Origin of the sequence: Kitasatospora sp. NPDC008050 (assembly GCF_042957465.1) — a bacterium.
Lineage (GTDB): Bacteria > Actinomycetota > Actinomycetes > Streptomycetales > Streptomycetaceae > Kitasatospora.
Window position 1 is genome coordinate 333,901 of sequence record NZ_JBIBIJ010000009.1, and the last position, 11,567, is coordinate 345,467.

The following is an 11,567-nucleotide window of genomic DNA, read 5'->3' on the forward strand; positions in this document are numbered from 1 at the left end:
AGCCGGACTTCCGAGCCCGTGAAGGACGAATGTGTCGACAGTGACTGAACCGATCAACCTCTCACTACCAGGGGGTGTTGACACCGGACTGACCCCGAAGCAGCTCGCCGACAAGTACGGCCTGAGCATCAGCGGCGCCCGGCCAGGGCTCTTCGCCTACACCAAGCAGCTGTGGGGGCGCCGGCACTTCATCGTCGCCTTCGCGACTGCGCGCCTGGTGGCGCAGTACACCACGGCGAAGATGGGCCAGGTCTGGCAGGTCGTCACGCCACTGTTGAACTGTGCGGTCTTCTACCTGGTCTTCGGCGTCATCCTGAGCGGCAACAACACTCCGAAGTACATCCCGTGGCTCTGCGTCGGTGTCTTCATCTTCCAGTTCATCCAGAGCGCCATCCAGTCCGGTACCGGGGCGATCTCCTACAACCTCGGACTGATCCGGGCGCTGCACTTCCCGCGCGCCTGCATGCCGATCGCCTTCACCGTGATCCAGCTCCAGCAGCTGCTGATCTCGATGGTCGTGCTGGTCGCCATCATCCTCTCGAACAACCTGATGCCGGGGATGACCTGGTTCCAGGTGATCCCGACGCTGATCCTGCTGTCCTTCTTCAACACCGGTCTGGCGCTGATCATGGCCCGCATCGGTGCGAAGACGAGTGACGTCTCCCAGCTGATGCCGTTCCTGCTGCGCACCTGGATGTACCTGTCCGGCGTCATGTACACCATCTCGGACCACGTCAAGAACTGGCCGCACTGGGTGCAGATGATCGCTCAGGCCAACCCGGCCTCCGTGTACATGGAGCTGGTCCGGCACGCGATGATCCCCAGCATCTACCGCAAGCACCTCTACGGCAACCGTGCGCTGGAGCTGCCGCACCACATCTGGGAGATGGCCGTCGGCTGGGCGCTGGTGGCCTTCGTGATCGGTTACGTCTTCTTCTGGAAGGCAGAGGAGGAGTACGGCCGTGGCTGACACTGTTACCACCGAGGAGGAGCGCGAGCTCACCGGCGAGGAGCGCGCTGCCCTCCGCCGCGAGCGCGACGCCAAGGCGGTCGCCGCCGCCAAGGAGACCCGCGTCCCCACCGTCGTCGTCGACGACGTGCACATCGTCTACAAGGTGCACGGCGCCTCGGCGGGCAAGGGCAGCGCCACCTCGGCGCTCAGCCGCCTGATCTCCCGCAAGCGCTCACCCGCGATCACCGAGGTGCACGCGGTGCGCGGCGTCAGCTTCACCGCGTACAAGGGTGAGGCGGTCGGCCTGATCGGCTCGAACGGCTCGGGCAAGTCGACCCTGCTGTCGGCCATCGCCGGCCTGCTGCCGACCGAGAAGGGCGGCATCTACACCAACGGCCAGCCCTCGCTGCTCGGCGTGAACGCGGCCCTGATGGACGACCTGACCGGCGAGCGCAACGTGGTCCTCGGCTGCCTGGCGATGGGCATGAGCCCGGAGCAGGTCAAGGCCCGCTACCAGTCGATCGTGGACTTCTCGGGCATCAACGAGAAGGGCGAGTTCATCAACCTGCCCATGCGCACGTACTCCTCGGGCATGGCGGCCCGCCTGCGGTTCTCCATCGCGGCGGCCAAGACCCACGACGTGCTGCTGATCGACGAGGCGCTCTCCACCGGTGACCAGGCCTTCCAGCGCCGCAGCGAGGCCCGCATCCGCGAGCTGCGCAAGGAGGCCGGTACGGTCTTCCTGGTCAGCCACAACAACAACGCGATCCGTGACACCTGCGAGCGGACGGTCTGGATCGAGACCGGCAAGCTGATCATGGACGGCCCGACCGAAGAGGTCGTCGGCATGTACGAACGCGGCGAGCGCCCCTGAGGCGCCCGCAGCCGGTCATCAGGGGCCGGTGTTCGGAACGTGAAGGCGTTCCGGGCACCGGCCCCTGATGTTCGATCCGTGTGCGCGGCAGAGTCCGCTCCGGTTACCCTCGGCGCGCGACCCGTGCGCACCTCTCGTTTCCCGCGCCCCCGCGTGTGCGCCGGGTGGGTGAGGGGGGTCGGCGCGCCGGGGGGTGGTCTTTTCGACTCGTGACCGGAAGTGAAAGGGTGGGGGTCCGGGAGCGGTCCAGCCTGCGCGGGGGAAGCGTGTCCGAGTCGGGTCCATGGTCAACACCGGTGTAGAACGGGGGAGTGACGGCAGTGACGACTTCGGCTCAGTTCTCGGCGCGGCCGGGGAGCGGTGGGGTGGGCGGTCCCTCTGAGGAGGAGACGCTGGCCAAGGCGGCGCGGGAGAACTTCCCGGTCGCCCCCGGCTTCCTGCCCGCCGCCTGGCGCGACGACCTGATGGCGGTCTACGGCTTCGCCCGCCTGGTGGACGACGCCGGCGACGGCGACCTCGCGGACCCGGCGGGGACGGCCGTGCTGCTGGGCGCGCCGACGCACACCGGGGACGAGACGACGTTCCGGCTGGGGCTGCTCGCCGGGCTCGAACGGGATCTGGACCGGGCCTTCGAGGCCGCGCTGCCCGGTACCGTCAGTGAGTCGCCGCGGCATCCGCTGATGCGTGCGCTGGTGCCGCTGATCGGCCGCCACGCCGTGACGCCGGAGCCGTTCCGCCGTCTGATCGAGGCCAACCGGGTGGACCAGACAACCACCCGATACCCGACCTTCGAAAGTCTGGTCGGCTACTGCACGCTGTCCGCGGACCCGGTCGGACGCCTGGTGCTCGCGCTCGCCGACGTCGCGACCCCGGAGCGGATCGAGCTCTCGGACGCGATCTGCACCGCGCTCCAAGTGGTCGAGCACCTCCAGGACGTGGCCGAGGACCTCGCCCGCGGGCGGATCTACCTGCCCGCCGAGGACATGACCCGCTACGGCGTCACCGAGGCCGACCTCGCCGCCCCCACCGCCGACGCGAGGGTGCGCGAACTCGTGGCGTTCGAGGCGGCTCGGGCACGGACCCTGCTCGATCACGGCGCCCCGCTGGTGGGTACGGTTCGGGGGAGGCTTCGACTTCTCCTGGCGGGATTCACCGCGGGCGGGTACGCGGCCCTGGCGGCCGTCGAGGCCGCGGGGTACGACGTGCTGGCCCAGCAGCCGAAGCCCGACAAGCGCCGCCTGGCGATGAAGGCGGCGGCCATCTTCGCGAAGGGAAGGTGAACGCCCGAGTGGCGGCATCACCACTGGCGTCGGCACCGGTCATGGCGGCCTATCGGTACTGCGAGGCGGTCACCGCCCTGCAGGCCCGCAACTTCAGCTACGGGATCCGGCTGCTTCCGGAGCCCAAGCGGCTGGCCATGTCCGCTCTCTACGCGCTCGCCCGCCGGGTCGACGACATCGGCGACGGCGAGCTGTCCGAGCAGCGCAAGACCGAGCAGCTGCTCGCCACCCGCGCCCTGCTGGACGAGGTACGGGCGGGCGATGTCACGGAGGAGGACACCGACCCGATCAAGGTGGCGCTGGCGGACGCCGCCCGGCGCTTCCCGATCCCGCTGGACGCCTTCGACGAGCTGATCGACGGCGTCGAGATGGACCTGCGCGGCGCCGAGTACCAGACCTTCGAGGACCTCAAGGTCTACTGCCGCTGTGTGGCCGGCTCGATCGGCCGGCTCTCGCTGGGCGTGTACGGCTGCGCTGACCCCAAGCGTGGCGCCGAGTACGCGGACACCCTGGGCCTCGCCCTGCAGCTCACCAACATCCTGCGCGACCTGCGCGAGGACGCGGTCAACGGACGCACCTACCTGCCGGCCGAGGACCTGGCCAGGTTCGGATGCGAGCAGGGCTTCGCGCTGCCCACGCCCCCGGTCGGCGCCGACTTCACCGGTCTGGTCGCCTTCCAGGCCGAGCGGGCCCAGGGCTACTTCGAGGAGGGCCTGCGGCTGCTGCCGATGCTGGACCGGCGCAGCCGGGCCTGCACCGCGGCGATGGCCGGCATCTACCACCGGCTGCTCGGGCGGATCGCCGCCGAGCCGGAGTCGGTGCTGCGCGGCCGGGTCTCGCTGCCGGGCTGGGAGAAGGCCTACGTCGCGCTCTCCGGCCTGGCCGGAGGACGTTCTTGAACCCGTCCGACCCTCCGTCAGCCGTCCTCGACGGGGAATCAGCGGAAGGGCCGAGACTGTTGTGCCGGATGTTGCGCGTCGGACGGGTGCGCGTCGAGGCGCGCGAAGCGAACAGCGGGGAGGTGCGATGAGCGGGCAAGCCCAGCGGACCTCCGTCGTGGTGGGCGGCGGGCTGGCCGGTCTGACCGCCGCGCTGCGCCTGGCCGAGGCCGGCTACCGGGTCACCCTGGTGGAGGCCCGCCCGCGGTTGGGCGGGCTGGCCTTCTCGTTCCGCCGCGGCGAGCTGACCGTGGACAACGGCCAGCACGTCTTCCTGCGTTGTTGCACCGCCTACCGCGGCCTGATCGAGCGCCTGGGCGCCGGCGGCCAGGTCGAGATCCAGCCCCGGCTGGACGTCCCGGTGCTCGCCGTGCGCGGCGAGCGGCACCGGCTCGGCCGGCTGCGCCGGGCCGCCCTGCCGGTCCCGCTGCACCTGGCCGCCAGCCTGGCGAGCTACCCGCACCTGCGGCCGCTGGACCGGCTGCGGGTGGTGCGCGGCGCGCTCGCGCTGCAGCGGCTGGACCTCGCCGACCCGGCGCTCGACCAGCTCTCCTTCGGCGACTGGCTGCGCTCGCACGGGCAGAACGACCGGACCGTCGCCGCGCTCTGGGACCTGGTCGGGGTGGCCACCCTGAACGCCAAGGCCGAGGAGGTCTCGCTGGCGCTGGCCGCGATGGTCTTCAAGACCGGCCTGCTCAGCGACCCGGGCGCCAGCGACATCGGCATCGCGGCGGTCCCGCTCGGCGCCGTGCACCACGACGCGGCGCTGGCCGAGCTGACCCGGGCCGAGGTCACCGTGCGGCTGCGCACCAAGGTCGTCGAGCTACGGACCGACCGGCACATGGTGGGCGGCGTCGCGGCGCCCGGACTCTCGCCTGAACGGCTTCTTCTCAGTCGCCAATGCTCCGCAGTGGCTCCCTCGTCGGCACCGCCCAGACTCGGCCCGGACGCCGCTCCTTCCTCCACCCACCATGTGCCGGTCGGTCCCGAGTCCGTCTCCACCACCGCCGGCCCGCCGCACGCCGTGCGGCTGGAGAACGGCGAGCTGCTCAGCGCCGACGTGGTGGTGCTGGCCGGCGCCCAGGACTCGGCCGCCGCGCTGCTGCCGGAGGGCGCGATCGCCGAGCAGCACCGGCTGACGGAGCTCGGCACCGCGCCGATTCTCAACGTGCACGTGGTCTACGACCGCAAGGTGCTGCGCCGGCCGTTCTTCGCCGCGCTGGACTCCCCGGTCCAGTGGGTCTTCGACCGCACCCCGCACTCCGGGGTCAGCACCGGGCGCCCCGGTGCGCAGTACCTGGCGCTCTCCCAGTCCGCCGTGCGGGACGAGATCGACCTGCCGGTGGCCGAGCTGCGGGCCCGCTACCTGCCGGAGCTGGAGCGCCTGCTGCCCGCCGCCCGCAACGCCGAGGTGCTCGACTTCTTCGTCACCCGCGAGCGCACCGCCACCTTCGATCCGGCCCCGGGGACCGCCGTGCTGCGTCCGGCGGCCGCGACCCGGATCCCCGGCCTGCTGCTGGCCGGCTCCTGGACGGCCACCGGCTGGCCCGCGACCATGGAGAGCGCCGTGCGCAGCGGCCACGCCGCCGCCGACGCCGCGCTGCGCGCCGCGGGCGAGCGGGTGCCGGTGGACCGCGGGGACGGGCGGTGGCCCCGATGAGCGGTCCCCGGCGCCCGGTGGCGAGCACCCGAGCGGCGCCCACGCCGACGGCGCCCGGTCACGTGGCGCCCAGTCAAGCGGCGTCCACGCCGGGGGCGAGCGGGCCGACCGCCGCGACCGGGCCGGCCGAGCCCACCACCACCGAAACCAGCACACCGGCCCAGGGAGAGGGAACACACGTGGAGGCACGTCCGAGCACGGCCGCGGGAGCGACGGCCCAGGCCGAGCCCGTCTCGGTACCCGAGCTGCTGGCCAGGGGCCGCACGCTCTGTATCCCGCCGCTGCGCGCGGCCGTCGCCCGGTTGGCCCCTCCGATGGACGCGGTCGCCGCCTACCACTTCGGCTGGACCGACCAGGCCGGCAACCCGACCGCGGGCGACGGCGGCAAGGCGATCCGCCCGGCGCTCGCGCTGCTCTCGGCGGAGGCCGCCGGCGCCGAGGCACCTGTCGGAGTACCTGGTGGGGTGGCCGTTGAGCTGGTGCACAACTTTTCGCTGCTGCATGATGATCTGATGGACGGTGACGAGACCCGTAGGCACCGGGCCACCGCCTGGACGGTCTTCGGTCCGGCCCAGGCGATCCTGGTCGGCGACGCGCTGGCCACCCTCGGGACCGAGGTCCTGCTGGACGCCGGCCAGGGTGCCGCGACCCCGGCCGATGCCGCCCGCGCCGTGCGACTGCTCACCACCGCCACCCGCAAGCTGATCGACGGCCAGGCCCAGGACCTCTCCTTCGAGCACCGCGACGTGGTCACCGTCGAGGAGTGCCTGGCGATGGAGGGCGGCAAGACCGGCGCGCTGCTGGCCGCCGCCTCCGCCATCGGCGCGGTCCTGGCCGGTGCCGACGACCGCACGGCCGACGCGCTGGAGCGCTACGGCCACCACCTGGGCCTGGCCTTCCAGGCCGTGGACGACCTGCTCGGCATCTGGGGCGCCACCGAGGTGACCGGCAAGCCGCACTGGGGCGACCTGCGCCAGCGCAAGAAGTCGCTGCCGGTGGCCGCGGCCCTCGCCGAGGGCGGCGCCGCCTCCCGTCGGCTGGCCGAACTGCTCGCCGACCCGCAGGGGCGCGGCGAGGAGTCCGAGGAGGTGCTGGCCGGGCGGGCCGCACTGATCGAACAGGCCGGTGGCCGTGCCTGGACCCAGGAGGAGGCGCGCCGCCAGCACACGACCGCCCTCGCCGCACTGGACGAGGTCCCGATGGCCGACGAGGTGCGCGAGCGCTTCGTCGCGCTCGCCGAATTCGTGGTGGTACGAGAGAGGTGACATCAAGTTGACAGCAACCGCGGACGGCCGGCTCGACCCTGAGTACGATTCCGAGCCGGTCGCGGTGGAAGAGCGGCCGCCGGCCACGTTGGCCGACCCGGTCGGCGCCGCCTCGTGGCAGGTGGCGCAGGACGGCACCGAGGCTCTGGGGGAGCTGATCGCGCCCGCGCCCGTGGAGCGTGCGGCGATCGAGGAGAGCCTGCGCCGGGCCACCACCCACCTGCTGTCCCTACAGGACGCCGAAGGCTGGTGGAAGGGGGACCTGGAGACCAACGTCACCATGGACGCGGAGGACCTGTTACTCCGTCAGTTCCTGGGAATCCGCACGGTGGAGCAGACCGCGGCCACCGCCGAGTGGATCCGCTCGCAGCAGCGCGCGGACGGCACCTGGGGGACCTTCCACGGAGGTCCGCCGGAGATTTCCACCACGGTCGAGGCCTATGTCGCGCTGCGCCTGGCCGGTGACCAACCGGACGCCCCGCACATGCGGGCCGCGGCCGAGTACGTCCGGGGCGCCGGCGGCATCGCGGCGACCCGGGTCTTCACCCGGATCTGGCTCGCACTCTTCGGCTGGTGGCCGTGGGAGCGTTTGCCGGAGATGCCGCCCGAGATCATGTTCCTGCCCAAGTGGCTGCCGCTGAACATCTACGCGTTCGGCTGCTGGGCCCGGCAGACCATCGTTCCGCTCACCGTGGTCTCCGCGCACCGCCCGGTCAGACCGGGCCCGTTCGAGCTGACCGAGTTGCACACCGACCCGGCCAACCCCTTCCCGCTGCGCCCGCTGGCCCCGCCCGCCAGCTGGGACGGGCTGTTCGAGCGACTCGACCTGGTGCTGCACGCCTACCACAAGCGCGCGGTGCGACCGCTGCGCCGGCTGGCGCTCAGCCAGGCCGGCCGCTGGATCGTCGAGCGCCAGGAGGCGGACGGCTGCTGGGGCGGCATCCAGCCGCCCGCCGTCTACTCGCTGATCGCGCTGCACCTGCTCGGCTACGAGCTGGACCACCCGGTGATGCGGTCCGGGCTGGCCGCCTTCGAGCGGTTCACCGTGCACACCGAGGACGGCAAGCGCTGGCTGGAGGCCTGTCAGTCCCCGGTCTGGGACACCTGCCTGGCCACCATCGCGCTGGTCGACGCGGGCCTGCCGGCCGACCACCCGGCGCTGGTCAAGGCGACCGACTGGATGCTCGGCGAGGAGATCACCACCAAGGGCGACTGGTCGGTGCAGCGGCCCCAGCTGGCCCCGGGCGGCTGGGCCTTCGAGTTCCACAACGACACCTATCCCGACATCGACGACACCGCCGAGGTGGTGCTGGCGCTGCGCCGGGTGGCCCATCCGGCCCCGGAGCGGGTGGCCGGCGCCGTGCACCGCGGCGTCGAGTGGAACCTCGGCATGCAGTCCAAGAACGGTGCCTGGGGTGCCTTCGACGTGGACAACACCAGCACGCTGCCGAACAAGCTGCCGTTCTGCGACTTCGGCGAGGTGGTCGACCCGCCGTCGGCCGACGTCACCGCCCATGTGGTGGAGATGCTGGCCGAGGTCGGCAAGGCGGACGACCCGCGCACCAGGCGGGGCGTGGAGTGGCTGCTGCGCAACCAGGAGGCCGAGGGCTCCTGGTTCGGCCGCTGGGGCACCAACTACATCTACGGCACCGGCTCGGTCCTGCCGGCCCTGGTGGCGGTGGGGGTGCCCGAGTCCGATCCGGCGATCCGTCGCGCGGTGCGCTGGCTGGAGGAGCGGCAGAACCCGGACGGCGGCTGGGGCGAGGACATGCGCTCCTACGAGGACCCGCAGAACTGGTCGGGGCGCGGCGAGTCCACCGCCTCGCAGACCGCCTGGGCGCTGATGGCGCTGCTGTCGGCCGGCGAGGGCCCCGGCGGCCGGTTCGGCCCCGGACCGGACCGGGGCAGCGCCGCTGTGGAACGCGGCGTGCGCTGGCTGGCGACCACCCAGTTGGCCGAAGGCAGCTGGGACGAACCGCAGTTCACCGGGACCGGGTTCCCGTGGGACTTCTCGATCAACTACCACCTCTACCGGCTGGTCTTCCCGGTCACCGCGCTCGGTCGCTACCTGCACGGCAATCCCGTGCTGGGGAGGCTGACATGAGTGCGCCACTCCTGGTGCTGTGCGCGCTGCCCGCCGAGGAGTGGGCGCTGCGCCGTGGCGACTGGGCGCAGGCGCTCGGCGGCCCGCCGGTGCTGGCCCGGACCGGCATGGGCCCGGCCCGGGCCGGGCGGACGGTGCGCACCCTGCTGTCGGCCGCCCCCCAGGGCTACGGCGCGGTGCTGATGACCGGATTCTGCGCCGCCGCCGTGTCGGGAACAAGGCCGGGTGAGGTGATTGTTTCCGACCGCGTGCACTGTGCCGCAGGCCGTTCGCGGACGAGCGACTCGCCGGAGCCGCTCGCCCGGGCGCTGACCGGCCTCGGGTTGAACGTCCGTACCGGGGCCCTGCACTCCGCCGACCACGTGGTGCGCGGCCACGAGCGCCGCATGCTCGGCCGGTCGGGGATCCTGGCCGTGGACATGGAGTCCGCGGCCGTGTTCGACACCGTGCTCGACCAGCTGCCGGCCGGCCTGCCGATGGCGGCGGTCCGGGTGGTGGTCGACACGCCCGAGCGCGAACTGCTCCGGCCCGGCACCGTGCCGGGCGGCCTGCGCGCGTTCCGTACCCTGCGGGCCCTGGTGCCCGCACTGCTCGGCTGGCACCGTGCCGTGGTCGGCGCGGGGGCCGGTGCACAGCACTTCCGTGCGATACCGGAGCCGGCAGAGCCTTCCCTGTTGACCCACTCTTCCCTGCCGACGCTCCCTCAGGAGGCGAGCTAGCCATGGCCATGCCGCTGCGCCAGACCGTGCGGGTCAGTACCTATCTCATGCAGCAGAAGCTGCTGAAGCGCCGTGAGAAGTTCCCGCTGATCGTCGAGCTGGAGCCGCTCTTCGCGTGCAACCTCGCCTGCGAGGGCTGTGGCAAGATCCAGCACCCGGCCGGGGTGCTGAAGCAGCGGATGCCGGTCGCCCAGGCGGTCGGCGCGGTGCTGGAGTCCGGCGCTCCGATGGTCTCCATCGCCGGCGGCGAGCCGCTGATGCACCCGCAGATCGACGAGATCGTCCGTCAGCTGGTGGAGAAGCGCAAGTACGTCTTCCTGTGCACAAACGCGATGCTGCTGCGGAAGAAGTTGGACAAGTTCACTCCTTCGCCGTACTTCACCTTTACGGTCCACATCGACGGCCTGCGCGAGCGGCACGATGAGTCGGTGGCCAAGGAAGGGGTGTTCGACGAGGCGGTGGCGGCCATCAAGGAGGCCAAGCGACGCGGCTTCCGGGTGACCACCAACAGCACCTTCTTCAACACGGACACCCCTCAGACCATCATCGAGGTGCTCAACTACCTCAACGACGACCTGAAGGTCGACGAGATGATGATCTCCCCGGCCTATGCGTACGAGAAGGCGCCCGACCAGGAGCACTTCCTGGGCGTGGAGCAGACCCGGGAGCTCTTCCGCAAGACCTTCGCCGGTGGCAACCGCCGCCGCTGGCGGCTGAACCACAGCCCGCTCTTCCTGGACTTCCTGGAGGGCAAGGTCGACTTCGAGTGCACCGCCTGGGGCATCCCGAACTACTCGCTCTTCGGGTGGCAGCGCCCCTGCTACCTGATGTCCGACGGGTACGTGCCCACCTACCGCGAGCTCATCGAGAAGACCGACTGGTCCAAGTACGGCCGTGGCAAGGACCCGCGCTGCGAGAACTGCATGGCGCACTGCGGCTACGAGCCCACGGCGGTGCTCGCGACCATGGGCTCGCTCAAGGAGACGCTGCGCGCGATGCGGGAGACCGTGGGCGGTACCCACTGAGTGCCGGGCCCGGCGCGCGTGCGAGAGCGCGCGCCGGGCCCGACCATGACATCAAGACCATCACAGCAAGGATGTGCGTACAGCCATGACCGCGATCTCGCTCGGTGTTCCGTCCCTGCCGCTCAAGCCGCTCGCCACCCGCCGCGTCTCGCGTCAGATCATGGTCGGCAGTGTTCCGGTCGGCGGCGATGCGCCGGTGTCGGTGCAGTCGATGACCACGACGCTGACCTCGGATGTGAACGCGACGCTGCAGCAGATCGCGCAGCTGACCGCCTCGGGGTGCCAGATCGTGCGGGTGGCGGTGCCCTCGCAGGACGATGCGGACGCGCTGCCGATCATCGCGCGCAAGTCGCAGATCCCGGTGATCGCGGACATCCACTTCCAGCCGAAGTACGTGTTCGCGGCGATCGACGCGGGCTGTGCGGCGGTGCGGGTGAACCCGGGCAACATCAAGGCCTTCGACGACAAGGTGGGGGAGATCGCCAAGGCGGCCGGGGCCGCGGGTGTCCCGATCCGGATCGGCGTGAACGCGGGGTCGCTGGACAAGCGGCTGCTGGAGAAGTACGGCAAGGCCACGCCGGAGGCGTTGGTGGAGTCGGCGTTGTGGGAGTGCTCGTTGTTCGAGGAGCACGACTTCCGGGACATCAAGATCTCTGTGAAGCACAACGATCCGGTGGTGATGATCAATGCGTACCGGCAGTTGGCGGCGGCGTGTGATTATCCGCTGCACCTGGGTGTGACGGAGGCGGG

Annotated in this window: 10 protein-coding genes; all 10 read left to right on the forward strand. The window is 71.4% G+C overall.

Annotated elements, in window-relative coordinates:
• The first annotated feature begins 31 nt into the window (after window positions 1-31).
• Window positions 32-970 (forward strand): ABC transporter permease, encoded by a 939-nt coding sequence (locus ACFZB9_RS20490; RefSeq protein WP_391449009.1) that lies wholly within the window; start codon window positions 32-34, stop codon window positions 968-970.
• Window positions 963-1,826: an ABC transporter ATP-binding protein gene (locus ACFZB9_RS20495; protein WP_391449010.1), complete on the forward strand. Its 864-nt coding sequence runs from the start codon at window positions 963-965 to the stop codon at window positions 1,824-1,826. Before ACFZB9_RS20490 ends, ACFZB9_RS20495 begins: the two co-directional genes overlap by 8 nt.
• Before the next feature lie 365 nt (window positions 1,827-2,191).
• Window positions 2,192-3,106, forward strand: coding sequence for a squalene synthase HpnC (gene hpnC, locus ACFZB9_RS20500; protein ID WP_391449012.1), 915 nt, complete (start codon window positions 2,192-2,194; stop codon window positions 3,104-3,106).
• Between the two features lie 41 nt (window positions 3,107-3,147).
• Entirely contained in the window at window positions 3,148-4,005 is an 858-nt protein-coding gene (gene hpnD, locus ACFZB9_RS20505) for a presqualene diphosphate synthase HpnD (protein WP_391449013.1), read from the forward strand.
• 127 nt (window positions 4,006-4,132) lie between these two features.
• Window positions 4,133-5,704: an FAD-dependent oxidoreductase gene (locus ACFZB9_RS20510; protein ID WP_391449014.1), complete on the forward strand. Its 1,572-nt coding sequence runs from the start codon at window positions 4,133-4,135 to the stop codon at window positions 5,702-5,704.
• Between the two features lie 179 nt (window positions 5,705-5,883).
• On the forward strand, window positions 5,884-6,969 hold the full coding sequence (locus ACFZB9_RS20515; RefSeq protein WP_391449016.1) for a polyprenyl synthetase family protein: 1,086 nt from the start codon (window positions 5,884-5,886) through the stop codon (window positions 6,967-6,969).
• Between the two features lie 154 nt (window positions 6,970-7,123).
• Window positions 7,124-9,073: a squalene--hopene cyclase gene (gene shc, locus ACFZB9_RS20520; RefSeq protein WP_391449047.1), complete on the forward strand. Its 1,950-nt coding sequence runs from the start codon at window positions 7,124-7,126 to the stop codon at window positions 9,071-9,073.
• On the forward strand, window positions 9,070-9,792 hold the full coding sequence (locus ACFZB9_RS20525; RefSeq protein WP_391449018.1) for a 1-hydroxy-2-methyl-2-butenyl 4-diphosphate reductase: 723 nt from the start codon (window positions 9,070-9,072) through the stop codon (window positions 9,790-9,792). Before shc ends, ACFZB9_RS20525 begins: the two co-directional genes overlap by 4 nt.
• 2 nt (window positions 9,793-9,794) lie before the next feature.
• Window positions 9,795-10,817 carry an adenosyl-hopene transferase HpnH gene (gene hpnH / locus ACFZB9_RS20530; RefSeq protein ID WP_391449020.1) on the forward strand — a complete coding sequence of 341 codons (1,023 nt, stop codon included), beginning with the start codon at window positions 9,795-9,797 and terminating at the stop codon, window positions 10,815-10,817.
• Window positions 10,818-10,902: 85 nt separating this feature from the next.
• Window positions 10,903-11,567, forward strand: a 665-nt coding sequence (locus ACFZB9_RS20535; RefSeq protein ID WP_391449022.1) for a flavodoxin-dependent (E)-4-hydroxy-3-methylbut-2-enyl-diphosphate synthase, incomplete at its 3' end; no start/stop codon positions are given.

Excerpts from the sequence above, each read along its gene's own strand:
- ACFZB9_RS20510 (WP_391449014.1), top strand. The coding sequence starts at position 4,133 with ATGAGCGGGCAAGCCCAGCGGACCTCCGTCGTGGTGGGCGGCGGGCTG.
- ACFZB9_RS20525 (WP_391449018.1), top strand. The coding sequence starts at position 9,070 with ATGAGTGCGCCACTCCTGGTGCTGTGCGCGCTGCCCGCCGAGGAGTGG.
- hpnH (WP_391449020.1), top strand. The coding sequence starts at position 9,795 with ATGGCCATGCCGCTGCGCCAGACCGTGCGGGTCAGTACCTATCTCATG.
- hpnD (WP_391449013.1), top strand. The coding sequence starts at position 3,148 with ATGGCGGCCTATCGGTACTGCGAGGCGGTCACCGCCCTGCAGGCCCGC.